The organism is Micromonospora sp. R77 (assembly GCF_022747945.1).
Classification (GTDB): Bacteria; Actinomycetota; Actinomycetes; order Mycobacteriales; family Micromonosporaceae; genus Micromonospora.
In genome coordinates this window covers 5,663,704-5,689,444 of the sequence record NZ_JALDST010000001.1, presented here as the reverse complement: position 1 = coordinate 5,689,444, position 25,741 = coordinate 5,663,704, and the positions used below count along the sequence as shown (strand labels likewise).

The 25,741-nt window shown below is 74.3% G+C and carries 24 protein-coding genes and 1 pseudogene; 10 read left to right on the top strand and 15 right to left on the bottom strand.

From position 1 onward, the window contains the following. The 5 genes and pseudogenes from MRQ36_RS26390 to MRQ36_RS34735 all read right to left on the bottom strand — a co-directional run bounded on the left by MRQ36_RS26390 (window position 1) and on the right by MRQ36_RS34735 (window position 3,690). Window positions 1-948, bottom strand: coding sequence for a hypothetical protein (locus MRQ36_RS26390; protein WP_242799423.1), 948 nt, complete (start codon window positions 946-948; stop codon window positions 1-3). Window positions 949-1,057: 109 nt separating this feature from the next. Continuing rightward, window positions 1,058-1,864, bottom strand: a complete 807-nt coding sequence (locus MRQ36_RS26385; RefSeq protein ID WP_242799422.1) for an isocitrate lyase/phosphoenolpyruvate mutase family protein — start codon at window positions 1,862-1,864, stop codon at window positions 1,058-1,060. Between the two features lie 7 nt (window positions 1,865-1,871). After that, window positions 1,872-2,513, bottom strand: a complete 642-nt coding sequence (locus MRQ36_RS26380) for a cytochrome P450 (protein WP_242799421.1) — start codon at window positions 2,511-2,513, stop codon at window positions 1,872-1,874. A 33-nt stretch (window positions 2,514-2,546) separates the two neighbouring features. After that, window positions 2,547-2,837: a cytochrome P450 gene (locus MRQ36_RS26375; RefSeq protein ID WP_242799420.1), complete on the bottom strand. Its 291-nt coding sequence runs from the start codon at window positions 2,835-2,837 to the stop codon at window positions 2,547-2,549. A gap of 107 nt (window positions 2,838-2,944) precedes the next feature. Then, window positions 2,945-3,690, bottom strand: a pseudogene (locus tag MRQ36_RS34735) (ArsR/SmtB family transcription factor). Window positions 3,691-3,820: 130 nt separating this feature from the next. On the opposite strand from MRQ36_RS34735, the gene MRQ36_RS26360 reads away from it, so the two are divergent. After that, a complete protein-coding gene (locus tag MRQ36_RS26360) occupies window positions 3,821-6,040 on the top strand; it encodes a family 43 glycosylhydrolase (RefSeq protein WP_242799419.1) in 2,220 nt (739 codons plus the stop codon). A gap of 70 nt (window positions 6,041-6,110) precedes the next feature. On the opposite strand, the gene MRQ36_RS26355 is transcribed toward MRQ36_RS26360, so the two are convergent. Further along, window positions 6,111-6,632 carry a 2'-5' RNA ligase family protein gene (locus MRQ36_RS26355; RefSeq protein WP_242799418.1) on the bottom strand — a complete coding sequence of 174 codons (522 nt, stop codon included), beginning with the start codon at window positions 6,630-6,632 and terminating at the stop codon, window positions 6,111-6,113. Between the two features lie 165 nt (window positions 6,633-6,797). Here MRQ36_RS26355 and MRQ36_RS26350 point away from each other — a divergent pair, with 165 nt between their 5' ends. Beyond that, window positions 6,798-8,558, top strand: a complete 1,761-nt coding sequence (locus MRQ36_RS26350) for a DEAD/DEAH box helicase (protein ID WP_242799417.1) — start codon at window positions 6,798-6,800, stop codon at window positions 8,556-8,558. 76 nt (window positions 8,559-8,634) lie between these two features. Here the strand turns inward: MRQ36_RS26350 and MRQ36_RS26345 are convergent, their stop codons facing one another. Both MRQ36_RS26345 and lon read right to left on the bottom strand, forming a co-directional pair. Then, the gene (locus MRQ36_RS26345) at window positions 8,635-9,096 is read right to left on the bottom strand and encodes a hypothetical protein (RefSeq protein ID WP_242799416.1); all 462 of its coding nucleotides are present in this window, start codon (window positions 9,094-9,096) and stop codon (window positions 8,635-8,637) included. Between the two features lie 364 nt (window positions 9,097-9,460). Further along, complete coding sequence (lon, locus tag MRQ36_RS26340) at window positions 9,461-11,797, bottom strand: endopeptidase La (protein WP_242799415.1); 2,337 nt, start codon at window positions 11,795-11,797, stop codon at window positions 9,461-9,463. Window positions 11,798-12,056: 259 nt separating this feature from the next. Here lon and MRQ36_RS26335 point away from each other — a divergent pair, with 259 nt between their 5' ends. Beyond that, window positions 12,057-12,404, top strand: coding sequence for an Lsr2 family protein (locus MRQ36_RS26335; RefSeq protein WP_242799414.1), 348 nt, complete (start codon window positions 12,057-12,059; stop codon window positions 12,402-12,404). A 212-nt stretch (window positions 12,405-12,616) separates the two neighbouring features. On the opposite strand, the gene MRQ36_RS26330 is transcribed toward MRQ36_RS26335, so the two are convergent. Both MRQ36_RS26330 and MRQ36_RS26325 read right to left on the bottom strand, forming a co-directional pair. After that, window positions 12,617-13,915 carry a hypothetical protein gene (locus MRQ36_RS26330; RefSeq protein ID WP_242799413.1) on the bottom strand — a complete coding sequence of 433 codons (1,299 nt, stop codon included), beginning with the start codon at window positions 13,913-13,915 and terminating at the stop codon, window positions 12,617-12,619. 247 nt (window positions 13,916-14,162) lie between these two features. Continuing rightward, complete coding sequence (locus tag MRQ36_RS26325; protein ID WP_242799412.1) at window positions 14,163-15,026, bottom strand: DUF2726 domain-containing protein; 864 nt, start codon at window positions 15,024-15,026, stop codon at window positions 14,163-14,165. A gap of 178 nt (window positions 15,027-15,204) precedes the next feature. Between MRQ36_RS26325 and MRQ36_RS26320 the strand changes: the two genes are divergently transcribed. Both MRQ36_RS26320 and MRQ36_RS26315 read left to right on the top strand, forming a co-directional pair. Continuing rightward, on the top strand, window positions 15,205-15,765 hold the full coding sequence (locus MRQ36_RS26320; protein ID WP_242799411.1) for a DICT sensory domain-containing protein: 561 nt from the start codon (window positions 15,205-15,207) through the stop codon (window positions 15,763-15,765). Between the two features lie 100 nt (window positions 15,766-15,865). Beyond that, the gene (locus tag MRQ36_RS26315; RefSeq protein WP_242799410.1) at window positions 15,866-16,297 is read left to right on the top strand and encodes a hypothetical protein; all 432 of its coding nucleotides are present in this window, start codon (window positions 15,866-15,868) and stop codon (window positions 16,295-16,297) included. Here MRQ36_RS26315 and MRQ36_RS26310 read toward each other — a convergent pair whose 3' ends face one another. Beyond that, window positions 16,298-17,158 carry a phytanoyl-CoA dioxygenase family protein gene (locus MRQ36_RS26310; protein ID WP_242799409.1) on the bottom strand — a complete coding sequence of 287 codons (861 nt, stop codon included), beginning with the start codon at window positions 17,156-17,158 and terminating at the stop codon, window positions 16,298-16,300. It abuts the gene before it with no gap. A 130-nt stretch (window positions 17,159-17,288) separates the two neighbouring features. Between MRQ36_RS26310 and MRQ36_RS26305 the strand changes: the two genes are divergently transcribed. Continuing rightward, complete coding sequence (locus MRQ36_RS26305) at window positions 17,289-18,005, top strand: helical backbone metal receptor (protein ID WP_242799408.1); 717 nt, start codon at window positions 17,289-17,291, stop codon at window positions 18,003-18,005. 30 nt (window positions 18,006-18,035) lie between these two features. After that, complete coding sequence (locus MRQ36_RS26300; RefSeq protein ID WP_308194919.1) at window positions 18,036-18,587, top strand: universal stress protein; 552 nt, start codon at window positions 18,036-18,038, stop codon at window positions 18,585-18,587. A 219-nt stretch (window positions 18,588-18,806) separates the two neighbouring features. On the opposite strand, the gene MRQ36_RS26295 is transcribed toward MRQ36_RS26300, so the two are convergent. Then, window positions 18,807-19,505, bottom strand: coding sequence for a CBS domain-containing protein (locus MRQ36_RS26295; RefSeq protein WP_242799407.1), 699 nt, complete (start codon window positions 19,503-19,505; stop codon window positions 18,807-18,809). A 217-nt stretch (window positions 19,506-19,722) separates the two neighbouring features. Here MRQ36_RS26295 and MRQ36_RS26290 point away from each other — a divergent pair, with 217 nt between their 5' ends. Then, the gene (locus MRQ36_RS26290) at window positions 19,723-20,298 is read left to right on the top strand and encodes a hypothetical protein (RefSeq protein ID WP_374250764.1); all 576 of its coding nucleotides are present in this window, start codon (window positions 19,723-19,725) and stop codon (window positions 20,296-20,298) included. Window positions 20,299-20,470: 172 nt separating this feature from the next. After that, the gene (locus MRQ36_RS26285) at window positions 20,471-20,839 is read left to right on the top strand and encodes an FKBP-type peptidyl-prolyl cis-trans isomerase (protein WP_242799405.1); all 369 of its coding nucleotides are present in this window, start codon (window positions 20,471-20,473) and stop codon (window positions 20,837-20,839) included. A gap of 58 nt (window positions 20,840-20,897) precedes the next feature. Here MRQ36_RS26285 and MRQ36_RS26280 read toward each other — a convergent pair whose 3' ends face one another. Further along, window positions 20,898-21,254 carry an STAS domain-containing protein gene (locus tag MRQ36_RS26280; RefSeq protein ID WP_242799404.1) on the bottom strand — a complete coding sequence of 119 codons (357 nt, stop codon included), beginning with the start codon at window positions 21,252-21,254 and terminating at the stop codon, window positions 20,898-20,900. 245 nt (window positions 21,255-21,499) lie between these two features. On the opposite strand from MRQ36_RS26280, the gene MRQ36_RS26275 reads away from it, so the two are divergent. Next, entirely contained in the window at window positions 21,500-22,519 is a 1,020-nt protein-coding gene (locus MRQ36_RS26275) for an SMP-30/gluconolactonase/LRE family protein (protein WP_242799403.1), read from the top strand. Window positions 22,520-22,573: 54 nt separating this feature from the next. Here the strand turns inward: MRQ36_RS26275 and MRQ36_RS26270 are convergent, their stop codons facing one another. Together MRQ36_RS26270 and MRQ36_RS26265 are read right to left on the bottom strand one after the other, a co-directional pair. Beyond that, entirely contained in the window at window positions 22,574-23,851 is a 1,278-nt protein-coding gene (locus tag MRQ36_RS26270; RefSeq protein WP_242799402.1) for an Ig-like domain-containing protein, read from the bottom strand. A 207-nt stretch (window positions 23,852-24,058) separates the two neighbouring features. Further along, entirely contained in the window at window positions 24,059-25,723 is a 1,665-nt protein-coding gene (locus tag MRQ36_RS26265; protein ID WP_242799401.1) for a right-handed parallel beta-helix repeat-containing protein, read from the bottom strand. Between the last annotated feature and the right edge of the window lie 18 nt (window positions 25,724-25,741).

Here is a 25,741-nt window from a genome sequence, read left to right as displayed (position 1 = left end):
TCAGATCCCCATCTCGGCCTCGTACGACCGCCGCAGCCGACGCCGGGCGGCGGGCGCCAGGCAGACGTGCCACGCCTGACCCTCGTCCACCACGTTGATCTCGCCGGTCTCCTGCCGCTGCAGCAGCAGCCGGGCCAGCGTGTCCCGGGCGCCGAAGCGGGTGAACCACTCCATCTCCACGTCGGCCGCCCAGCCGAGGCAGTGCCCGCTGGGCACCATGGCGGCGTAGCCGAGGCGGCGCAGCCGGTACTGGTGCTCGGCGCTGCGGACCAGGCTGGTCACCCAGAGCGGCGGCGTGCCGGGCGGGGCGGCCAGGGCGAACTCCCGGCCGAGGTCGTTGAGGAGGGCGACGACCTCGCGGCGGGCCCGGCGGAACATCAGCCCGGCGGTGCGCGGGGTGGCGTCCGGCAGGACCCGACGACGCAGCGCGCGCCAGCCCCGCCCGAGCAGACCGGACGGCTGTTCCAGGTAGCGGAAGGCGAGCAGGTCGCGGCGGCGCAGCCACTCCAGGTCGACCAGGTCGGTGCTGCCGTTGACCTGCGCGTCGGTGGCGAAGGTGGGGGTGTCGCGCCACCACATCACGTCGATGCGGGAGAGCAGGTAGATCCTGACCAGGGCGGTCAGGTCGGCGGCGGAGCTGCGCGAGTTGGGCCGGTAACGGGCCATCTCCAGCAGCAGCGTCTCCCGGGCGCCGACGACGCCCTGACCGGTGGCGTCCAGCACGGCGGCGATCGCCGGTTCCCGCAGCCGCTGGTCCAGCAGCACCTGCCGGGCCCGGGTGGCGGGCGCGTCGGCCAGCGCACCGACCTCGACCAGCAGCTCCGCCACCGCCGCCCGGTACGCCGTCAGGTCGACCTCGGCCGCCCGGGTGCCGGCGCCGGGCCGGCGGCGGGCGGGCGCGACCGCGGACCCTGGCTGCTGGCCTGGGCTTCGACTGGGCACTCGCATGGTCGGTCCCCTCTCCGGGCAGGACACGGCGTGACTGAACCTGAAACACACCGTAATCGCCAGGAGTGGCTTATCTCCGAACAATCCTCCTATCTCCCCCGAAGGGGCCTCAACGGGAGTCAGCGTCCTCGAACCACCCGCTCCACTCCTGCACCCGCCCGTACGACGGCACCCCCGCCGGGCCACCGGCGCGACCGCCCCGGATCGCGTCGGTGACGTCGAGCGCCGCACCGAGAGCGGCCCGGAACAGCAGCGACCCCGTACTGACCCGGGCCACCCCGAGCCGACCCAACTCGTGCAGTCCGGGCCCGCCCGGCCGGTACAGCACGTTCAGCGGGACGCCGGCCTCGGCGACCAGCAGGGCGAGGGTGTCGTCCGGGGCGGCGGGGACGAAGACGCCGTCCGCCCCGGCCGCCCGGTACGCCCGCACCCGGCGAACCGCCTCCGTCGGCGCCCCGGGCACCCCCAACCACCAGGCGTCGGTCCGGGCGTTGACGAAGAGCCCCGGCACGGCCGCCCGGACCGCGGTGATCTTCTCGACGGTCCGGCCGACCGGCTCCAGGGTGCCGTCGGGTCGACCGTCCTCCAGGTTGATCCCGACCACGCCGAGCGCGGCCAGCTCGGCGGCGTACTCCGCCACGGCGGACGGCTCGTCGGCGAACCCGCCCTCCACGTCGACGGTGAGCAGCACCGGCAGCGGCCGGAGCCGGTGTGCCAGGGCCAGGTTCTCCGCCCGGGTGGCCGCCACGCCGTCGGGCTTGCCGGCGCCGGCGGCCACCCCGAGGCTGGTGGTGCCGATCGCCGGGAAGCCCTGCCCGACCAGCGCGGCGGCGGAGGCGGCGTCCCACGCGTTCGGCAGCAGCAGCGGTGGGTCGGCGTGGTGCAGGGCGTGGAAGGCGGCGTACCGGTCGCTCATCGGGAGATCACCTCGGTCGGGTTGCGCGGGGCGGGGTGCGGCGGGGGGTTCCGGCGCAGGACGTCGACCACGCCTGCGGCGAGGGCCAGCGCATGCCGCTCGCCGGGGCAGCCGCGGGGCCCGCGCCGAAGGTCAGCACGCGCTGCGGCCGGCCGGCCCGGAACCGGTCCGGCTCGTCGAAGACCGCCGGGTCACGGTTGGCCGCGTCGAACCGGAGCAGCAGCCGGCTGCCCGGGTCGAGGGCACAGCCACCGAGCCGCAGGGCGGCGGTGGCGACCCGGCGGGTGACGCGTACCGGCGGGTCGAGGCGGAGCACCTCGGCCAGCAGGTCCTCGGTGCGTACCGACGCCGGGGCGGCGAGGCCGTGCCGGGCGGCGGCGCGGATCAGCCCGGCGGTCGCCTCGCAGGTCTGCACCAGCAGCCCGAGCCGGCTGCCGGCGACCTCCGGCGGGGCCGGCGGCGACATCGCCAGCAGCGCCGCCACCGCCCGGTCCGCGCGCCGCACCGCCGCCGGCTCGGCGCCGGGATGGTAGGCGGCGGCCACCGCGACCACCGCCGGCACGGCCGCCGCCGGATCGCCGAGGCCGAGCCGCTCCGCCAGCACCACCAGGGTACGCGCCGCGCCACCACCTCGGACCGGTCCCCGCACGCCCGCCCTCGGTCTGCGCGGCCCGGATCTCGATTACGGCGAGCCGGGCGGCAGCGGTGCGCAGTTCGGCCGGGTCGAGCGCGGCCAGCGCGGCGACGCCGAGCGCCCGGCGGGCCGGGTGGCGTTCGGGGCGCTGAACCGGCTGACCGTGCCGCGCAGCCAGGCCAGGGTGCCCGGCGGGCCGTCCGGCGCGGCCGGCACCACACAGTCGGGATCGGTCAGCACGGCGGTCACGTCGGCGTGCCGGGTGACCGACCAGCCGCCGTCCGCGTCGCGGACGGGCGGCCCCGAGGAGGCGGGGCGGGCGCGGTGATCATGGGCCAACTCATGACCCGACGTTATGTCCGCAACCCTCCGGCCCCCGCCGAACCGTCACCGGAGGTCGGCGCGGGACGGCCAGGCACGGTCGGTGCCGGTGTCACGGCGCACGGTCAGGCACGGCCGGCGCCGGTGTCGCGGGGCGGGGTCGGGGCCAGGGCGGCCGGGTCGAGGTGGAGCGCGGCGGCGAGGGCGGGCCGGCCGGCCGGGGTCAGGCGGACCGCCCGGCCGGCGCCCCGGGCCGTCCAACCGAGGTCGAGGAAGCGTCGGCAGAGCGCCGCCCCGAGCGCGCCGGCCAGGTGCGGGCGGCGCTCGGTCCAGTCGAGACAGTCGCGGACCAGCGGTCGCCGCGCCGCGCGCAGCGGCTCGACGGGCACGCCGATGCCGGCCAGCCAGTCCAGTCCGGCCGGGGTGAGCGCGAGGCCCCCGGTCCGGTCCAGCACGCCCCGGTCGAGCAGCGCGTCGTGCAGCAGCACGCCGAGCCGCCCGGCCAGGTGGTCGTAGCAGGTGCGGGCGTACGCGAGGGCGGCGCCGGCCGACGCGGCGCGCAACGTCCGGGGCGGGGCCGGCGGGGCGGGGCGTGGCCGGCGAGGTCCTCGATCAGCTGGGCCACCGCGGGGCCGGCCAGGCGGACGTAGCGGTGGCGACCCTGCCGCTGCTCGACCAGCAGCCCGCCCCGGACCAGCCGGGTGAGGTGGTCGCTCGCGGTGGACGGGGCCACCCCGGCGGCGCGGGCCAGTTCGCCCGCCGTCCAGGCCCGGCCGTCGAGCAGGGCCAGACAGAAGCCGGCCCTGGTGGCGTCGGCCAGCAGGGCGGCGACACCGGCCAGCGTGCGGCCGTCCGTACCGGTGGTGGTCATGGTGCCATGCTGACACGGGAACGGTTCGGTGCCGACCGACTGGTGGCACACCCTTTACAACGTTGTATCCAACGTTGTAGAACGGTGGGCACCGCAGTGACCTCTGTCGACACCACCTGAGGCAGGTCTGATGGGACAACTCCACCGCGGCGGCGTGCTCGCCGCCGTACTCGGCTTGGCGCTGGCCACGACGGCGTCCGCGCCGGCCGTCGCCGGCTCCGGCCCTGACCACTACCGCAACCCGATCACCGCCGACTTCGCCGACACCTTCGCCGACCCCGTCGTCGTCCGGGGCGACGACGGCCTCTGGTACGCCTACGGCACCTCCGACCCGCTGCGCGAGGGCGAGAAGCAGGCCCACCGCGTCCCCACCGCCCGCTCCGCCGACCTGGTCCACTGGACGTACGTCGGCGACGCCTTCGCCGCCGACCAGCGTCCCGCCTGGGCCGCCCCCGGTGCGGCCTTCTGGGCACCCGACGTGCGCCGGGTCGGCGACCACTGGGTGATGTACGTGACCGTCACCGACACGAACGTCTCCGCCGACACCTTCGACACCGCCATCGGGGCCGCCACCGCGCCCACCCCCACCGGCCCGTGGACCTTCGCCGACGCGCCCGTGGTCGCCCCCCGGCCCGGTGGCGGTGGCGGCTACCTGTGGACCATCGACCCGAGCCAGTTCACCGACGTCGACGGCCGCAACTACCTCTACTTCGGCAGCTACTACGGCGGCATCTCGGTCACCGAGCTCTCCGCCGACGGGCTGCGCGCGGTCGGCACCCCGAACCTGGTGGCCGTGGACAACAAGTTCGAGGGCAGCTACGTGCTGCGGCACGACGGCTGGTACTACCTCTTCGCCTCCACCGCGAACTGCTGCGCCGGCCCGGCCACCGGCTACTCCGTCCACGTCGGACGGTCCCGCAGCCCGCGCGGCCCGTTCGTGGACCGGGACGGGCTGCGCCTGGACGCCTCCCGGGCCGGCGGCACCCCGGTGCTCACCCAGAACGGCAACCGCTGGATCGGCACCGGCCACAACGGCTTCCTGACCGACCTGTCGGGGCAGGACTGGATCGTCTACCACGCGATCGACCGGGCCGACCCCTACCTCGACGAGCCGTTCGGGATCAACGAGCGGCCGATGCTCATCGACCGGCTGGACTGGATCGGCGGCTGGCCGACCGTGAACGCCGGCGCCGGCCCCTCCGAGGGGTTCCGGCCCGCGCCGGTGACCACCGCCCGGCTCGACGAACGGTTCACCGACACCGGCCTGGGCGGTTGGCGGACCGGCGGCGGCACCTGGCGGGTCACCGACGGCACGCTGACCGGCACCGGCACGGCGACCAGCCGTACCTCCGTGGGCGGGGACGTGCGCGCGGAGGCCGACCTGCGGCTGACCGGGGCGGCCTCGGCCGGCCTGCGGCTCGGCCGGGTGGACGTCCGCGTCGACGGCGGCCGGCTCGTGGCGGCCGAGGCCGGCGGGGCGAGCGCCTCCGTCGCGCTGCCCGCCGGGATCGACCTCGCCGACCGGCACAACCTGGCCGTCGAGGTACGCGGGCGGCAGCTCGTCGCCGAGCTGAGCCCGGCCCGCCTCGGTGACCAACTCGCCGTGGTCACGCTGCGGCTGACCCACCCCACGGCCGGCCCGCTGACCCTGCTCGCCACGGGCGGCCCGGCCGGCTTCGACAACGTCAGCGCGACCCGGCTGTACCGGCCGGCGAAGCACCCGGTGGCGCCGCCGCGGGTCGGCCCGCTGCTTCCCGGCTGGTCCGACGAGTTCGACGACGGGCTCGACCCGGCCTGGCAGTGGGTCCGGCAGAACCCGGACGCCACCGTCCGCGACGGGGCGCTGCGCTGGCCGGTGGAGTCCAGCGACCTGACCGGCACCGGGAACACCGCCGGGGTGCTGCTGCGGGACGCCCCGACCGGCGACTACGTGGCGGAGACGAAGGTGACCCTCGACCTGGGCGAGGAGACCGTCCGCAACTTCCAGCAGGCCGGCATGATCGCGTACGTGGACGACGACCGGTTCGCCCGGCTGACCCAGGTGGCCATCTGGAACACCCGGCAGGTCGAGTACGGCTACGAGCTGCCCTTCGCCGGCCAGCCGGTGTACGGCGGGAACATCGTCGGCACCCCGGCCACCACCACCTGGCTGCGGTTGGCCCACCACGTCGACCCGGCCACCGGGGAGCACGAGTTCCGGGCCGCCTCCAGCCGGGACGGCGCGCACTGGACCTGGGGCGGGGTGTGGACCTTCCCGGCCGACACCACGCCCCGGATCGGGCTGGTCGCCCACGGCGGCGCCAACCCGCCGGTCACCGCAGAGTTCGACTACCTGCGGTTCTACCGCTGACCCGCACGTCGGGGCCGTCCACCCACCGGTGGGCGGCCCCGGCGCCGTCGGTGCCCCGCTCCCCCACCGGTCAGACCCGCTGCCGGGTCAGGGCGTCCACGGTGCGGCGCGCACCGTCATAGCTGCGGGCGGCGGTGAAGACACCGCTGGGCCGGCCGGGCCCGGCGACCGCCCGGGCCCGGCGCCGGTCCGCGTTCCGGAAGCGCAGCGCCAGACTCAGGTGCGGCACCCACCGGCCCGGCAGGTGCCACGGCCGCTGTCCCGGGGCGTCGGCCAGCACGTCCCAGACCGCGGCGTGCAGGGCGACCAGCTCCGGTACGGGACGCACCAGCCAGACCAGCGGGGCGCTGCCGTCGAGCACCTCCACCCGGTCGAGGCGGGCCGGCACGGGCAGCGCGGCGTCACAGAGGTCGGCGAGGCGTTCCTCCACCCCGGGCGGGAACTCGTCGACCGCCGCGAGGGTCAGGTGCGGCCGGTTGGTGGGGTGCGTGTTGCGCGCCAGGCTGGGCAGCCCGGCGTCGGCCAGCCGCACCCAGGTGCCGCGTACGGTCTCCTCCAACGATGGCGAGCAGAGCAGTTCGACCGTACGCACGCCGCCAGGCTAGTCGCCGCCCGACGGGCGGGCGGCCCGGCGCGGGGAAATCGGGCGACGTGCCGACCGGGATGTCCGGCTCGCCATCGTCGGCTGAGCGTGTCGTGGCCGACGGTTGTGCCGGTCGCCGCGACGGGCCCTCGGGGGTGATGAAAAGCTTGCCGCATGAGTTCCGCACCAACACCGACCGACCCCACCCCCGCCACCGACCTCGACGAGGCGACCGCCTTCGCCGATCTCGGGCTGCGCGCCGAGTTGCTCGGCGCGCTCTCCGCCCTCGGCTACGAGGAGCCGACCCCGATCCAGCGGGAGGCGATCCCGCTGCTGCTGGCCGGCCGGGACCTGTTGGGGCAGGCGGCCACCGGTACGGGCAAGACCGCCGCGTTCGCCCTGCCGCTGCTGCAGCGGATGCCGGACCACCGCACCGGCGGCGACCCGGTGTCGCTGGTGCTGGTGCCCACCCGCGAGCTGGCGGTGCAGGTCTCCGAGGCGTTCCACCGCTACGGCAAGGACCTGGGCACCCGGGTGCTGCCCATCTACGGCGGTCAGCCGATCGGCCGGCAGCTGCGCGCCCTGGACATGGGCGTGGACGTGGTGGTGGCCACCCCGGGCCGCGCGCTGGACCACATCGCCCGGGGCACCCTGCGGCTCGGCTCGCTGGCCACGGTGGTGCTCGACGAGGCGGACGAGATGCTCGACATGGGCTTCGCCGAGGACATCGAGGCTATCCTGGAGCACGCCCCGCAGCAGCGGCAGACGGTGCTCTTCTCGGCGACCATGCCGTCCCGGATCGACGGACTGGCCCGCAAGCACCTGACCGACCCGCAGCGCATCCAGATCGAGCGCGAGCAAACGGTGGCCGGTGAGGCGCCCCGGGTACGGCAGAGCGCGTACATCGTGGCGCGGGCGCACAAGCCGGCGGCGCTGGGCCGGGTGCTGGACGTGGAGTCCCCCACCGCGGCGATCGTGTTCTGCCGCAGCCGCGAGGAGGTGGACCGGCTCACCGAGACGATGAACGGCCGGGGCTACCGGGCCGAGGCGCTGCACGGCGGGATGAGCCAGGAACAGCGGGACCGGGTGATGGGCCGGCTGCGCTCGGGCACCGCCGACCTGCTGGTGGCCACCGACGTGGCGGCCCGTGGCCTGGACGTCGAGCAGCTCACCCACGTGGTGAACTACGACGTGCCGTCGGCGCCCGAGTCGTACGTGCACCGGATCGGCCGCGTCGGTCGGGCCGGCCGGGAGGGTGTGGCGATCACCCTCGCCGAGCCGCGCGAGCACCGGATGCTCAAGACCATCGAGCGGGTCACCGGGCAGCGGATCGCGATCGACAAGATCCCGACGGTGGCCGACCTGCGGACCCGCCGGCTGGAGCTGACCCAGGCCGCACTGCGGGAGAGCCTGCTGGAGGACGACCTCGACCCGTTCCGGGTGATCGTGGAGTCGCTGTCGGACGAGTTCGACATGATGGAGGTGGCGCTCGCCGCGGTGAAGCTGGCCCACGAGGCCGCGCTGCCGGGCTCCGCCGACGAGCAGGAGGAGGAGATCCCGCAGGTCGCGGTCCGCCCGCAGCGGGAGACCCGGCCCGGCGGCGACACCCGTGGCGGCGACCGCCGCGGCGGCGGGCGGCCCCGGGCGGGCGGCAACACCACCCAGGTGTTCATCGGGTTGGGCCGGCGGGCCGGGGTCCGCCCGCAGGACCTGGTCGGCGCGATCACCGGGGAGACCGGGATCAACGGCCGGGACATCGGCTCGATCGAGATCGCGGACCGGTTCTCCCTGGTGGAGGTGCCGGTCGGCGTCGCCGACGAGGTGATCCAGGGGCTGCGGGGCAGCACCATCAAGGGCCGCAAGGCGACCGTACGCCGGGACCGGGACGTCGAGGCCGGCGGCGAGCGCCGCTTCGACCGACGCGACCGGCGGTAGTCGGCGGGCCGTGGATGTGGCCGGGCCGGCCGGGGCGCTGGGCGTCCCCGGCCGGCCCGCTCGCGGCGGTCGCCGCTCAGCTGCAGTTGCGGATGGACCAGACCGGGTCCCAGTCCTGCGAACCGGTCCCGGTGCCGGTGAAGGAGTTCAGGACGTTGCCGCCCTGACCGTAGAAGGTGACGGTGACCCCGCCGGTCTGGGCGTTGGTGTAGAAGCCGTCGCCCAGCCAGTTGGACAGGGAGTACCGGGCGCAGGTGAAGAGGTCGAAGATCTTCCAGCTGTTGGTCGTCGGGTCCCACACGAAGGTGCAGAGGTTCCCGCTGGCGCACGTCGCCGGCTTCCCGGCGGCCACGTGCCGTGTCTGCCGGGGGGCCGGTGAGATCATCGGGGCCACCGCCAGGAGACGGGCCTGGGTGGCGGTGGCCTGCGGACCGGCCGGCAGGACGAAGGTGTACGCCTTGCCGGGTTGGCCACCGGGGTTCGCCGACGCCGGGGCGGCCAGCGCCAGCACGGCGGTCAGGGCGACGCCGGTCAGCACGCCGACAGCGCGGGCCAGCCGTCGGAGGGCAGTGCGGTTGTCAATTCCGGGAGATGGTCTGGTGAACACGTCGTGCCCCTTTTCTGAAAGTGTCTCCGACCTGACGTCGCACCGAGCTGATCGCAGCGGCGTGGCCGAATAAGGGCAGCTTAGGACGCCTGTCGAGGGACAGCCAGGGTGAGCCGTCGTCATTTCCGCTAATTGCAACCAGACCCACCTTCCGCGAGTGGGACTCGTTTTTCTCCGCTGCCCTCCGGGTGCTACGAAGAATTGCGGAAACGATTCACGACAGCATGGAGGGGGCGGACCGTGGCTCCGGTCCGCCCCCTCCATGCGCCGGCTCGGCCGGGCGGTCAGCCGCCGCTCAGGCGGCGGCCAGCGGCTGCCCGCCCAGCGACTCCGCGTCGGCGTCGACCGGGCGCAACGCCAGGGCGAGCACGTCCGCGACGTCGGCGAGAGTGTGGACGGTCAGTGCCTCGCGCACCTCGGTGGGCAGGTCGTCCAGGTCCGGCTCGTTGCGGGCCGGGATGATCACCTCGGTGAGGCCGGCCCGGTGGGCGGCGAGCAACTTCTGCTTCACCCCGCCGATCGGCAGCACCCGACCCGACAGGGTCACCTCGCCGGTCATCCCGAACTCCGGGCGGACCGGCCGGCCGGTCACCAGCGAGGCGAGGGCGGTGACCATGGTGATCCCGGCGCTGGGGCCGTCCTTGGGCACCGCGCCCGCCGGGACGTGCAGGTGGATCCGCCGTCCGGCGAGGGCGTTCGGGTCCAGCCCGAGCCGCCGCCCGTTCGAGCGCAGGTACGACAGCGCGATGTGCGCGGACTCCTTCATCACGTCGCCGAGCTGGCCGGTGAGGGTCAGTCCCGGTTCGCCCTCCATGCTGGTCGCCTCGATGAAGAGCACGTCGCCGCCGGCGCCGGTGACCGCCAGGCCGGTGGCCACGCCGGGCACCGCCGTCCGCTCGGCCGACTCCGGGGTGAACTTCGGCCGGCCCAGGTAGCGGGCCAGGTTGTCGGTGTCGACGCGGACCGGGACGGGGTCGGTGGCCAGCTCGACGGCGACCTTGCGCAGGATCTTCGCCAGTCCGCGTTCGAGCTGCCGGACGCCGGCCTCCCGGGTGTACTCCCCCGCGATCCGGGCGAGGGCCGTGTCGGCGACGGTGACCTCGTCGGCGGTCAGCCCGGCCCGCTCCCGCTGCCGGGGCAGCAGGTGGTCGCGGGCGATCGCGACCTTCTCGTCCTCGGTGTAGCCGTCCAGGGTGACCAGTTCCATCCGGTCCAGCAGCGGGCCGGGGATGGTCTCCACCACGTTGGCGGTGGCCAGGAAGAGCACGTCGGACAGGTCGAGGTCGACCTCCAGGTAGTGGTCCCGGAAGGTGTGGTTCTGCGCCGGGTCGAGCACCTCCAGCAGGGCGGCGGCCGGGTCGCCGGCATAGCCGACGGCCAGCTTGTCCACCTCGTCGAGGAGCACGACCGGGTTCATCGAGCCGGCCTCGCGCAGGGCGCGGACGATCCGTCCGGGCAGCGCGCCGACGTAGGTGCGCCGGTGGCCGCGGATCTCGGCCTCGTCCCGGACGCCGCCGAGGGAGACCCGGACGAAGTTGCGGCCCAGCGCCCGCGCGACGGACTCGCCGAGGCTGGTCTTGCCGACGCCGGGCGGGCCGGCGAGGGCGAGCACCGCCCCGGAGCCACGGCCACCGACCACGCCGAGGTTGCGCTCGGCCCGCCGGTTGCGCACCGCGAGGTATTCCAGGATGCGGTCCTTCACGTCGGCCAGGCCGGCGTGGTCGGCGTCGAGCACCGCGCGGGCCGCGCCGAGGTCCGTGTTGTCCTCGGTACGCGTGCTCCACGGCATCTCCAGCACCGTGTCGAGCCAGGTCCGGATCCACCCGGCCTCCGGGGAGGCGTCGCTGGCCCGTTCCAGCTTGCCGACCTCCCGCAGGGCCGCCTCGCGGACCTTCTCCGGCAGGTCGGCGCTCTCCACCCGGCTGCGGTAGTCGGCGGAGCCGTCCGGCTCGTCCTCGCCGAGTTCCTTGCGGATGGCGGCGAGCTGCTGGCGGAGCAGGAACTCCCGTTGGGACTTCTCCAGTCCCTCGCGGACGTCGGTGTTGATCCGCTCGGTGACCTCCTGCTCGGCGAGGTGGTCCCGCACCCAGCCGACGAGGAGTTCCAGCCGGGCGGTGACGTCCGCAGCGGTGAGCAGTTCGGTCTTCTGCGCCAGGCTGAGCCACGGCGCGTAGCCGGCCGCGTCGGCCAGCTCGGAGAGGTCGGCCATCCGCTCCATGGCGTCGATGACCTGCCAGGCACCGCGCTGCTGGAGGACCGAGGTCATCAGGGCGCGGTACTCGCGGGCGAGGTCCCGGGCCTTCCCGGCCGGGGCGGGTTCGTCGAGTTCGGTCGCCTCGACCCAGAGGGCGGCGCCGGGTCCGGGGACGCCGGAGCCGATCCGGGCCCGGGACAGGCCGCGCACCACGGCGGCGGGCTCGCCGTCGGGCAGCCGGCCCACCTTCTCGATGGTGGCGACCGTGCCGACGGAGCCGTACTCGCCGTCGATGCGGGGCACGGCGAGGAGCTTCTTGTCGCCGGTGGCGCGGGCCGCGTCGACGGCGGCCTGGGTGGTCGGGTCGAGGGTCACCGGGATGACCATGCCGGGCAGCAGGACGGCGTCGGTCAGCGGAAGTACCGGAAGAGTTGCCATCGAACACCTGCTATCGGGTTGAGTTGAGCGTGTCAGGCTCAAGTTCCAGCGCCCGCCCCTTGTTCCTGCCTGTGACCCAGGACACAGGCGGGCACCGCCCGGGCTCCCCCGCTCCCGCCTGCCCGCCGCGCGCGACGACGATTCCACGACGCCGATTAAGCCGACCCGCCGAATGGCAAACGGCCGGTATTCTTGCGATTCGGTCGAGGTATACGTCAAACTCTTGGTCACACCCCGCCTGACACAGGGAGTAATGGCGATGGCAAGGAAAGTAATCACCGTCCTGACCGACGACCTCGACGGCGGAAAGGCCGATCGGACCGTCGAGTTCAGTCTGGACGGCGTGGCGTACACCATCGACGTCTCCGACGAGAACGCGGGTGTGCTGCGCAAGGCCCTGGACCCGTACATCAGCGCTGGCAGGCGGATCGGCCGCGGGCCGGTGGACGCGGCCCGGGCGACCCGCCGGCCCGGACGCCCGGCCTCCCCGGGAATGGACCGCGAGCAGAACCGGGCCATCCGCGAATGGGCCGCCAAGAACGGGTACGAGATTTCCGAGCGGGGCCGCATCCCGGTCTCCGTGGTGGAGGCGTACAAGAACCGCTGAGGCGGTCGGCATCACCATCGGACACACCGGGGTCACGCTGAGAAATCAGTGGGGCCCCGGTCCGTTTTTCCACCGTTCAGCATTTCCGCCGCACCGGGTGGCGGGCGGCGCGACACCCACCGGGCAGCCGTCCCACGCCGGGCCGGACGCGACACGGCCGGAGCCACCCGGGGTGAGTCCCCGGGCGGCTCCGGCCGTCGTCTGTCCGCGGGTCAGTTGACCCGGATCCGCACCACGTCGAAGGCGGGGGTCTGGTTGGCCCGTTCCATCATCGGGATGCGGTGGGAGCCGTCACCGGCCCAGACCGCGCACTGCGCGACCCCGGACTCCGGCAGGCCGGGGATCTGGATGGTCACGTCGTCCGGCTGGGCACCGCCCCGGCCGTCCTCGGTGGCGACGAAGAACGCCGGTACGTCCTGCGGGTTCGGGGGCTGGCGGGTGCTGCCCAGCATCCGGCACGCGGTGTGGAAGTGCCCCCGCACCAGACCCTGGTCGTTGAGCAGGGAGCTCTCCAGGTAGTAGCCGCCCTGGCCGGCCGCGAGGAACCGGTCCCGGACCAGGTTCCGGGTAGTCACCCGCAGGTTGAACGGCTGGTTCCGGCCCACCTGGTTGGGGAACTGCGTGATCAGCAGCGAGGGGTTGTTCGCCGCCGCGCCGACCTCGCCGAAAGCGGTGCTCACGCAACGGTTACCGGCCTGGAAACCGTCGTGCGGCTGGAGCTTGCTGTTGCCGCAGTCCTTGGCGAGCACGCCCAACCCGTTGCCGTTGTTGTTCCCGCCGTTGTTGTTGCCGCCGTTCTGGCCACCACCGTTGTTCTGGCCACCACCGTTCTGACCACCACCGTTGTTCTGACCGCCGTTCTGGCCACCGTTGTTGTTCCCGCCGGCGTTCTGGCCGGCGTCGGCGAGGGCGCACTCGGCGAACTGGTCGAGGCCCTGCGGCCGCTGGGCCACCCGGCCGATCGCGGTCGCGATCCGGTTCAGGGTCGCGGTCCGCTTGTCGGCCAGCGGCCGCAGGATGGCGTTGTTGATGAAGTCCTGTCCGTTGCGGCTGCCGTCGGCGGCGAGCCGCCGGTTCGCCTCGGCGATCTGGGTGTCCAGCAGGGCCAGGTTGCGGTCCACCTCGGCGCGGGCCCGGTCCGGGATCTGCGGCAGCTTGCCCTTCACGTCGGGGCAGGCCACGGTGGGTGCGCCGGCCGCCGCGCCGCCGCCCGCCTTGACCACCTGGCACTCGGCGACCGACATCTGGCCGTCACCCCAGTGGTTGCGCACCCAGCGGCCGTTCTGCCAGGTCCGGGTGGTGCTGCCCCGCCCGCTCGGTGACGTCGCGCCGGGGCTGGCGGGCAGGCACGACGCCGAGGCGGTACGGGTGTACGTCCGCCGGTCCTGAGCCGACGAGATCTGGGTCACGGCGACGATTCCGCCGAAGACGGCGAGCGTGCCGACAACGGCCAGCAGTCGCTTGCTCCGCGCGTTACCGGATGACCGGCGCGCCCGTGTGGACCTGCGCATCGAATTGCTCTCCTTCTCGATCCGGTAGTTGACTGGTGACCCGACGGACCGACGGAATTCTCCGGGTGGGGATCACTGCGACGTTCCGGTTGCACGTCGATGGTCGGCGATGCCCTTTCCGCACCGTCGCCCGCGCCTGCGGGCGCGGCTGGGAAGATCTCGTCCATTCCCGCTTAGGTACGGAACCGCGCCGACGATGGTTCAACCCCGGACCGGGGCAATTCGAGAAGGAGTACGCGCGGCCCGCTCAGTCGGCGCAGAGGTGCGCGAAACCGAAGCCCCGCTCCAGTTCGTCGCCACGCGCCGCGAGCAGCCGGATGTCGTGCCGGAGTTGGTCGCGGTCCACCAGGGCCGGCGTGGCGTCGAGGTCGCGCAGCCGCTCGCCGACCGCCACCGCGGCCAAATCCTCGGCCAGGCGGGCGGGATCGACGCCGCAGGAGAAGCCCTGCTCCCGCAGCCGCACCCGCTCCACCAGGCACCGTCCGGGCCGCACCTCGACCCAGCTCCAGCCCTCGGCCGGCCCGCCCGCCCAGCGCACGTGCAGGCCCCGGACGATCGGGTCGGCCAGCCGCCGCTCCACGTACGCCTCGACGGCGGCGGCCCGGGCCAGCGCACCGAGGTCGTTGACCGGGCCGCTGCGCCCGTCGGGCAGCCGGCCGACGATGTCCCGGAAACCGACCGACTCGTCGCCGTCCGGGCCGTGCCCGCCCGCGTAGTCGCGCGCGTCGATGACGTACTCGACGAGGCGTCGACCGTGTTCGCCCGCGCGCAGCGCCGACGACTCGACCCGCAGCACCGGCAGGCCGACGGCCGCGCAGACGACGCTGGTCATCCGGTCGGCACGCTGCTGGGCGGAACCGGCGACGGTCGGCGCGGCGAACTCGACGGCGAAGGCCGGCCGGCCGCTGTCGGCGGCGCAGACCACCTGGTCGAAGCCCTGCCGCAGCGCGGTGCTCCACTGGTTGCCGGTGATGCCCGGCGGGCGCCCCTGCACCAGGTCCCCGAGCCGGCGGGCGGCGTACACGGCCTGGCCACGCCGGTGCAGCAGCGGCGCGCCCCCGGCCGTGACCGGACGCAGCCAGGAGACGTCCGTGCTGCCGGTGCTCGTCATCTTCGCCAGATCCATCCGTCGGTCGACCGGCCCGAGTCTAGGACGCCGATCATCACCGCCGCGTCGCCGGTGCGGCCGGTGACGCTCGCCGGTCCGGCCGGACGGCTGTCACCGGCGGGACACCCGCCTCCGCCCGGGGACCGGTGCGTCCGAGTGGCGGGCCCTCTAGGCTCGACCGGTGCACAGCGGACGGACTCCGGAACGGTTCACCAAACGCAGCCTCGTCGCCGTCTCCCACGCGATCGAACGGGCGGCCCTGGCCACCGCCGAGGACGGCCCGCTGGTGGTGCTCGCCCTCTTCCAGCGGATGCCGTACTTCGCCCGGGAACGCGCGGTCTACGAACGGATCGTGGGCCGGGCCGCCGCGACCGTGGTGGGGGTGGTCGGCCCCACGCCGCCGGAGCTGCCCGCCGGGTCGTACGGGGTCGTCCTGGACGAGGCGGAGGAGCTGGCCCGGGAGTGGAGCGTCATCGCGCTGACCCCGCGCTTCGGCGCGGCGCTGGTGGCGTACGACCGGGGTGAGGTCGCGCCCGCGGTGACCCTGGAGGCTGGGCGGCTCTTCGACGGGCGGTGGGGTTTCCGCCGGGACGAGGCACTGCACGAGGTGCTCCGGCTGCGGGGGCACCTCGCCGACCGGCTGCCCCCGGCCGCGCACGCGACGCTGGACGAGGTGATCGCCCGGGTCCGGGACCTCCCGTCCACCCCGGAGAGTCGCGGGCCGAGGCGGCGATCCGGCTGATGGCCGACCGCGCCGAGCGGGCGGACCGCCAGGCGCGCCCGCGGCGGAGCCGGCCGACGGGCTGCTGGACGAGCCGGCCCTGGGCCGGTGGACCGGCGCGGTGACCGCCTCGGGCACCCTCCCGGTGGCCCTGGTGGGCGTCCGCGTCGGCGAGCCGGGCGGCGGGGCGGAGCGGTTCGGCCGGCGCAGCGTCGCCCGGGAGACCCAGGCGGTGCTCGGGGCGATCACGGGCGTGCTGCGCCCGGTCGACCGCGCGGTACGCCTGGCCGAGGACGAATACCTGCTCAACCTGCCGGCGCTGACCGAGCCGGAGGCGCTGGAGGTGGCGGGCCGGGTGCACGCCGCGTTGGCCGGGTTGGCGCAGTCGTACCCGTTCGTCAGCTACCGGGTGCACGCGGCGGTCACCGTGACGACCCGCCGACCGCTGCCGGTGGCCGAGGTGCGGCACGCGGTCCAGTGGGCGGCGCAGGAGGGTGTCCCGGTGGCCACCCTCGCCCCGGAGAGCAGTGCGACCCCGGTCGGGGCGCGCTGATCACTCCGCGCCCATCACCAGCCCCTCGATGGTGTGCTTCTGCGTGATCGGCACGAGGGTGTCGACCACCGGGCACCGCAGGTGGTCCCGGACCAGCTCCGGCAGGCGCTCCCGGTAGCCCCGGGTCACCGCCATGTCGTGGTGGGCGGCGTTGCCGGCACCGGGCGCGTCGACACCGAGGACCAGCACCGGTCGGGCCAGGGTGGAGACGTTCGGGGTGCCCCGGTGGACGGTCAGCGCCGAGCGCGCCGAGATGTCGCCGCGACGCGGGTACTTCTTCACGGCCCGGGCCTGGTAACGGGGGTAGCGGTCCTTCGGCGGGAACATCTCGTGGTCGAAGTCGCGGCCGTCGTCCCACTGGGTGCCCGGGGCGATCTCGAACGGACCCATCTCCTCGACGGTGTCCACCGTGGTCAGGTTGAACGCCAGCGAGGTCAGGCGGCGCTCCCGGCGGGTCTGCTCCGGCATCGGGAAGTCGCGGTGCCACGGCTGCGCGGCCGCGCCGGGGAAGGGGATGTCGAAGCCGAGCTCGACGATCTCGTAGTCCGGGCCGAGGACCGCCCGGCACACCGACACCACCCACGGATGGGTGACCAGGTCGACGAAGCCGCGCAGTTGTTCGGGGTGGATCTCCACGTACCAGCGCTGCGGGCCGCGCCCGACCGCGCCGTCGGGCCGGGAGCGGGCCTCCTGGAAGGCGGCGTCGACGTCCTCGGCAACCTGCTCCACCCAGTCGACGTCGAAGGCGCCCCGGCAGGCGGTGATGCCGTCGCGGTAGAGGTCGCCGAGGGCCTCGACGGGCGTCTCGTCCTCGACTGCGGAGGTGGGATGGTCGGCGGCCAGGGCGGGGTGGGGTCTCATGAGGCCTCCTCGTCAGGGGACGAGCCGAGTATTACAACGTTGTATAAGACTGGCAAGAGACCGCACCGGGCCCGTCCGCCACGGCCCGATCGGGCATGATCGGCCGGGGTCGAGACCGAGGGGGTACGCCGTGCGGGTGGTGTCGCTGGTGCCGTCGCTGACCGAGGCGGTCGCGTCGACCCGGCCGGAGGTGCTGGTCGGGGCGACCGACTGGTGCACCCATCCGGAAGGGCTGGACGTCGCCCGGGTGGGCGGCAGCAAGTACCCGGACCTCGACCGGGTGCTCGCCCTCCGGCCCGACCTGGTGCTGCTCAACGAGGAGGAGAACCGCCGCGCCGACGCCGACGCGCTGGTCGCGGCCGGGGTGCCGGTCCGGGTCACCTTCCCGCGTACGGTGCCGGGGGCGCTGGACGAGCTGGGCGACCTGGTGACCGCGCTCGGGGTGCGCGCCGAACCCGAGTGGCTGGTGGCGGCCCGCCGGGCCTGGGCCGACCCGCCCCGGCCGGCGGCGCCCCGACGCGCGATGGTGCCGGTGTGGCGCCGCCCCTGGGTGGTGCTCGGCGGGAACACCTTCGCCGGCGACGTGCTCCGCCGGCTCGGCGTGGTCAACGCGTACGGCGACGACGCCGAGCGCTATCCCCGCCCCACCCTGGACGAGCTGCGCGCCCGCGACCCGGAGCTGGTGGTGCTGCCGGACGAGCCGTACCGGTTCACCGCCGACGACGGGCCGGAGTCCTTCCCGGGCGTGCCGTACGCCCTGGTCTCCGGCCGCCACCTCACCTGGTACGGCCCCAGCCTCGCCGACGCCCCCGCCCTGCTGGCCGCCCAGCTCGCCGCCGCACGCTGAGTCCCACGGGACAGGGCTTACGACCCGGCCGTGGCGGGCCCTTCGCGCCTGCCCTCCCGCACCCCGGTGGCGGTGGACTACGGGAAGGAGGAGAGGAGAGCGGCGATGGAGACCAATCGACTGATCGTGGTGGGTGTGGACGGCTCCGACGGCGGCCGGCGGGCGCTGGACTGGGCGGTCGACGAGGCGGTGGCCCGGGGCGGCGCGGTCCAGGTCGTGGTGGCCTGGCGGTGGGACCGGATCGAGGTCGGCCCGATGACCCAGGCGACCGGCCCCGTCGACGAGCAGCAGCGCGCCCGGACGCTGCTCGACGACGAGATCCGCGGGGTGGTGCTGCGCAAGGGACCGGGCTGCTCGGTGGCCGGCGAGATCGCCGAGGGCCCGGCGGCGGACGTGCTCACCGCCGCAGCCCGGACGGCAGACCTGCTGGTGCTCGGCAGCCACGGGCACAACCGGCTGCGGCACACCGTGCTCGGCTCGGTGAGCGAGGAGTGCGTGCGCAAGGCGAGCTGCCCGGTGGTGGTGATCCCGGTGCCCGCCCCGGCCACCACCGTCGGGCACGAGCCGGTGCTGCGCGCCTGACGACAGCGCCGAGGGGCGGCCACCCGGAAAGAACCGGGGACCGCCCCTCGACGCTGCCCGGGACCCGGTGACGCCCGGGACCCGATCCGGCCGGCACGGCGAGACCGACGGCGGGGAAAACGACGGCCGGGTGAGATCCAGCGGGACCGGCGGGGCGGCGGCAGAGGCAGCGGCGGGCCCCGCCGGGCGGGTGCGCGGCGGGGCCGTCGACCGGGACGGTCAGGCGACCGGGGTGACCCGGCCCGGGTCCAGCTCGACCAGGGTGGTGTCATCCACGTCGTACCCGATGGTGCTGTGCACCTCGACCACGCCGCTGACCTGCGCGGCGAGCTTTCCGGCCAGCTCGACGGCGGTCCGCCGGTCGAGCCGGCCGTCCAGGGTGACCGCGCCGTCGCGGACCTGGACGGTGACCAGGCCGTCCCGGACGGCGAGCACCCGGCGCAGCACCTCCTGCACCACGTCCTCACGGATCTCCGCGTCGGTGCGCAGGTGCACCCGGAGCAGGTCGCTGCGGGTGACGATGCCGACCAGCCGGCCGAGATCGTCCAGCACCGGCAGCCGCTTGACGTCCTCGCGGTCCATCATCCGGGCCGCCGCCGGGAGTGACGCCTCCGGGAAGGTGGTGACCGCCGGCGCGGTCATCAGGTCCCGGGCCAGCAGCGCGTCCGCCTTCTCCCGCGCGGTACGCCGACGCCGCCCCTCGAACACCCGCCGCTCGTCCGGGTGGCCGGCCCGCTCGATCTTGTGCAGCAGATCCGCCTCGGACACCACCCCCAGCACCCGGCGGAAGCCGTCGATCACCGGCACGGCGCTGATGCCCCGCCGGATCAGCACGTCGACGATCCGGCGGTACGGGGTCTCCTCCCCCACCGTCGCGACGTCCCTGGTCATCACGTCGCCCACCTGCCACGTCCTCATCACGGCCTCCTCGTCGGGTGTTCCCCACCGCGACCGTAGGACCGGGCAGGCACCGTCGGTCAGAGCCGGTCGGCAGGCCCGGGAAGGCCGTCCGGACCGGGCCGGAAGAGGTCGAAGGTCCCGGTCCCCGACGGCCCGGTCGGCCCTGTCCGCGACACCGCCGCGGAGGTGGAATGAATGTGCCACCGGAAAGCGCGGTGCGAGGACAGGAAGGGACGTGGACACCATGACCGCCACAGTCGAGCGGATCACCGCCAACACCATCACTCCGGCGGCCGGCGTCACCCGCGACGTCGAGACCACCGGCCAGAAGGCCACCCGGTACGTCTTCGCCGGACTCCGGATCGCGCTGGGCTGGACGTTCCTCTGGGCCTTCCTGGACAAGATGTTCGGCCTCGGCCACGAGACCGCCGCGAAGAACGCCTGGATCAACGGGGGCAGCCCCACCAAGGGCTTCCTCGCCTTCGGCGCCGCCGGCCCGTTCAAGGGCTTCTACAACGGCATCGCCGGAGCGGCCTGGGCGGACTGGCTGTTCATGATCGGCCTCCTGGCCATCGGCACCGCCCTGATCCTGGGCATCGGCCTCCGGGTCGCCGCGGTCGCCGGCGGGCTGCTGCTGGTCATGATGTGGACGGCCGTGCTGCCCCCCGAGAACAACCCCTTCATGGACGACCACCTGATCTACGCGGGTCTGCTGGCCGCACTGGCCCTGGTCGGCGCGGGCAACACCCTCGGCCTCGGCCGGACCTGGGCGAAGCTCCCCCTCGTCCAGCGGCTCACCTGGCTGAAGTAACGCCATCAGGCACCACCCACCGGCGGGCGTCACCTCGGGTGACGCCCGCCGCTGCGTACGCCCACCGTCCCCGCCGCCTCGACCGGTGGGGACTGACGCGGATAGGTCGACCGCTATCGGGCAGGATCGACGGGGAACGGATCCATCACCGACCGAGCTAGGAGACCTCCGCATGGACAAGCCCGAGGTAGGCCCGATCGAGGGCGCACCCCCCGCCGACCTCGTCATCGAGGACATCACCGTCGGCGCGGGCCCCGAGGCCCAGCCGGGCCAACTGGCCAGCGTGCACTACGTCGGGGTGGCCCACTCGACCGGCCGCGAGTTCGACGCGTCGTGGAACCGGGGCGAGAGCTTCGAGTTCCCGCTCGGCGGCGGCCAGGTCATCGCCGGCTGGGACCAGGGCGTGGTCGGCATGAAGGTCGGCGGTCGGCGTCGGCTCACCATCCCGCCGCACCTGGGCTACGGCAGCCGGGGCGCCGGCGGCGTGATCAAGCCGAACGAGACGCTGGTCTTCGTCGTGGACCTGCTCGGCGTCCGCTGACCGGCACCGAACCGCGCAGGGCCGTCGGCGGTCGCCGGCGGCCCTGCGGCGTGCCGGGTCAGGCCGCCACCAGGGTGGCCGCACCCGCCGACGCGCTCTGCCGCACGGGCAGCACCCGGTGCAGGCCGGTGACGCGCAGCACCCGGTCCACCACCGGATCGGGGTCGACCAGGACCAGCTCGCCGCCCCGGGCGCGGACCCGCAGGTGCGCCGCCACCAGCGCGCGCACCCCGGCCGCGGAGAGCACCCGGACGCCGGACAGGTCCAGCCGCAGCGTGGGCCGCGCCGGGGCCGCCCAGAGCGCGGCGCGCAACGAACCGACCGTGGCGATGTCCACCTCACCGATCGCCCGGACGTCCACCACGTGGTCGCCGACGGTGATCTCCACCCGAAACCGGTCGCTGTGCTGTCCCATGCCGACGAACCTATCCGCCGGCACCGACAGTTCCGCCTGATCCGGCGGGGGATCCGGGAAGGTCCCGGGTCCGACCCCGACGACCTCGGGGTTCGCCTCCGGACGCGGTCCGCGACCCGGGCTCTCCCCACGATCAGCACCCGCTGCCGGCGGTGTCCGGTCCGTGCCGGGACCGGCACCGGGGTCGGCAGCCGACACGCCACCGGGTGGTGCCCGCCGGGACGCGCCGGGGGAAGAATGAGCGGATGGTCGTCCCCCGGCAACGTCCGCCCCGCCTCATCCGCCCGGTCCGCGAGCCCGCCACCGTGCCGCCACCGCTGGACGGGCCGTGGGCGCCCGCCGACGTCCGGCTCGACCGGGTCGACGTGCTGCCACTGCCCGACGGGGCGCACGGTCCCGAGGACGTGCTCGTCGCCCCGGACGGCCGGGTCTACAGCGGCGACGAGGACGGCCGGCTGTGGTGGTGGCCGGCGGACGCCCCGGCGGGCTCCCCGTCCACCCTGCTCGCCGAGACCGGCGGCCGGCCGCTCGGCATCGAGCTGGACCCGGTCGACGGCACGCTGGTGGTGTGCGACGCGTACCGGGGGTTGCTGCGGGTCACCCCGGACGGGGCGGTGCGGGAGCTGACCGGCAGCGCCCCGCCGGTGCACTTCGCGGACAACGCCGCCGTGGCCCGGGACGGCACGGTCTACTTCACCGACTCCTCCGACCGGTTCCCGCTGTCGCACTGGAAGCGGGACCTGCTGGAGCACCGGCCCAACGGCCGGGTGCTGGCGTACGACCGGCGCAGCGGCCGGACCGAGGTGGTGGTGAGCGGGCTCTACTTCCCCAACGGGGTGGCGCTGACCCCGGACGAGTCCGCGCTGATGCTGGTGGAGACGGCCACCCACCGGCTGCTGCGGGTCGGGCTGCCCGACGGCGAGGCGACCGTGCTGGCGGACCTGCCGGCCTACCCGGACAACGTGGCGGCGGTGGGCGACGGGACGTACTGGATCGCGCTGCCGAGCCCGCGGCTGCCGATCGTGGAGAAGCTCCTGCCGCACCCCCGGGTCCGGCAGCTGGTGGCCCTGCTGCCCGACGCGGTGCAGCCGCAGCCCCGCCGGTACGGGCTGGTCGCGCTGGTCGACGGCGACGGGCGGGTGCTGCGCACGCTGCACGGGCCGGGTGGCGCGTACTCGATGATCACCGGGGTCCGGCAGCACGGTGACCAGCTCTGGTTGGGCAGTCTCACCGCGACCGGGGTGGCCCGGGTGGGCCTCGGCTGAGCGCGACCGGCCCGCCAGGTGGCGGGCCGGTCGCTCGTTCCTCCCCAGGTACCGTCAGCCGCCGCTGGCGGACGGGGCCGGTGCGGGCGAGGACCCGCCGGCCACCGCGCCGGGGTGCGGCGTGGCGCTCTGCGTGGGCCGGAGCCCCGCCGGGACGGGCAGCGCGCTGCCCTTGACGAACTCGTCCCAGCTGGTGTTCCAGGCGGTCCAGCCGTTGCCCGGCGTCAGCGGCACCTCGGTGCCCTTGACCGTCACCAGGTCGCCGACCTTGGTGATGCCCATCAGCCAGTCCGCCGCCGTGGCGGAGACGTTGGCGCAGCCGTGCGACGTGTTGGTGTAACCCTGCTCCCCCTCGGACCACGGCGCCGAGTGGATGAACTCGCCACCCCAGGTGAGCCGCTGGGCGTCGTCCACGTCGACCACGTAGCCACCGTTCGGGTCGTTCCGGGTGTCGAAGGTGGTCCGGTCGAACTTCTCCATGATCACCATCTTGCCGCTGGAACTCGGCGTGCTCGGCTTGCCGAGGCTGACCGGGATCCGCTTGAGCAGCTTGCCGTCCCGGAAGACCGACATCTGCTTGGTCGCGTTGTCGATGTCGATGCTGACCTGCCGGCCGATCTTCGACACGGCCGTCCGGTCGGCGTCACCGACGGCGTCCTTGCCGATCGGCAGCCCCTCCAGGCCGGCCCGCACGCTGATCTTCGTGCCCGGCTTCCAGAAGTCGGGGGCCCGGTAGTAGACCTGGCTGCCGTCCTCCAGCCACGACCAGGCACCCGGCTGCGGCGGATCCGTCTTCACGAACAATCGGCGTTGCACGTCGGCCCTGGCCTCTTTCGGAATTGCCGGGTCGAACGCGACGGTCACCGGCATCGCCGTACCGAACGTCTGATTGTCGGTGAAATACAGCACGCTCGTGACGGCCGGTTTGGTGGATTTCGCCATCGTGGTGAACGTCGTCTTCTGCGTGCTGGTCCGCCCGGAATCGCCGGTGACGGTCACCTCCGCCGTGTACGTCCGCGAGTTCTGCAACGGGCGGGTCGGCACCCAGCCGGACCCGTCCTCGCGGGGCGCCGCCGGCACCGCCGCGCCCTTGTCGTCGGTGAGCCGGACGGCGGTCACCTTCCCGCCCGTCACCCGGGTCCCCACCTCCGCGCTGATCGGCACGTCGCGGGACCGGTCGGTCGGCGTCAGGGCGACCGAGGGGGCCGCGGCCGCCTTCGCGTGGCCCGACGTCGCCGCGCCGGACTTCTGGTCGGCGGTGCACCCGCCGAGGGCCAATGGTGTGGCTGCGATGGTTACCGCCAATAGCGTCAATCGCCGCCTCAGATCCATATTGCGCACCCCATTTCAACTCCCCGTTGGTTCACATTCTGTCGGGCGGGACAGAGGTCGTGGCTTATTCGGAAAAATTGGCCGGACGGGGCCGGTGCGTTTCCGGTCGGGACGTACAGGAATGGCATTTGCTCGGGCCGGACGGGCCGGGCGTCACGGCTGCCACCCGGTGCGCCCGGCGGGCCGGACCGGCACCGGACGCCCGGTTCAGTCGCCGTGGTTGCGGTCCCACCGACCACCGATCGGCGGGGTGTCCAGGCGGGTCGCGGCGTCCGCGTTGCCAGCCAGGTCGTTGTCCTCGATCCGGCAGTCCACGCAACTGCCCCGCCCGGTGATCCAGAGACCGTGGGTCTGGGTGGGTGGGTCCTGACTGTCCCAGGCCCGGTTGCCCCGGATGCTGGCCGAGTCGATCGGGGCGTCGATGGTGATGCCGGCCCGGGTACGGGGCGCGTCCGGCAGCTGGTACGGCGTGCCCGGGGTGGGGACGTCGCCGCTCCACGCGGTGACCGCGCCGGGCCGGACCGGCGCCAGGGTCAGCTCGCTCGAGTCGTTCGCCGCGACCACCGCGATCCGGTCCCCGACCCGGAGCACCTTGCCCCGGTGCTCGTCGTGACGCCAGTTCGCCCGCCGGTCGACCACCCGCCGCTCGCCGTACCGCACCGACTCGCCGCCGCCCGAGACGGCCGGCGCGCACTGCCGGCCGTTGCCCCGGATCCGGTTGCCGATCAGCATGGCGTCGGCGATCGGGCGGTCGATCCGGATCGCGTCCAGGCTGTTGCCGTAGAGGTCGTTGCCGTCCAGGACGATCTCCCGGGCGGTCTCCGTCTCGTCGCCGCCGAGGCTGCGCTGGTGGTAGCCGTACCGGCCGTTGCCGCTGATCCGGTTGCCCCGGATGGTGTACGGGCCGGGGGTGTTGCCGATGCTGACGCCGTCGCGCACGTTGCCGTCGATGACGCAGTCGGTGAGCAGGCCGCCCCGGCCGGCCGTACGGGTGGTGCCCTTGGCCGAGACGTGGAAGCCGGCCTCCAGGTTGCCGGTCATCGTGCAGGCGGAGACGATCAGCCCGTTGGCGCCCCAGTCGGAGATGCCGAACCGGTTGCCCTGGGCGTGGCAGCCGATCACCCGGATGCCGCGCGGTCGCAGGGCACCCTCGGTCTGCAGTTCGAAGAAGATGCCGTTGGTGGCGTTGCCGACGGCCGAGCAGTTGACCACGTTGAGCCGCTCGACGCTGCCCCACCCGCCGATCCCGACGCCGATCCCGGCCCCGCCCAGCTCGGTGCCGTTGTCGACCCGTCCGCAGCCGGCCACCAGCACCCCGTCGATCAGGGTGTCCTGGAGGAAGTCGCAGCCCAGTCCGGTGGCGGCGGTGTGGTGGATGTAGAGATTGCGGAACACGCCCCGCACCACGTACTGCAGGCCCAGCCCCTTGGCGAGCGGGTTGTAGTCCACCGAGGCGACCCCGGAACCGTCGATCTCGAAGTCGGCGAAGGTGCAGTACTCCAGGTACCGGTCGGGGCCGGCGCCGTGCAGCGCCTCGGTGTAGAAGGCCAGCGGGGTCGGGTCGGTCCGGTTGCCGGCGTTGCTCAGCAGGAACCGGGTGGCCCCGGGACCCGCCCCGACCAGGGAGACCCCGGTCCGCCACACGGTGCCGGCGTCCCGGATCGAATAGACCCCGGGCGGGCAGTAGATCACCCGGGCCCGCCCGTCGGCCGCGTACGCGTCACCGAGCCGGTCCACCAGCGCGGCGAAGGCGGGCTGGTCGTTGGTGGTCCCGTCGCCGGTCAACCCGTGGTCGCGGGCGTTGCAGAGCAGCGGGGCCCCGGCGACGGGCTCCGCGCGCAGCCCGGCGCTGGGCAGCTGGGGGTAGACCATCCGGCACCTCCCCTCGAC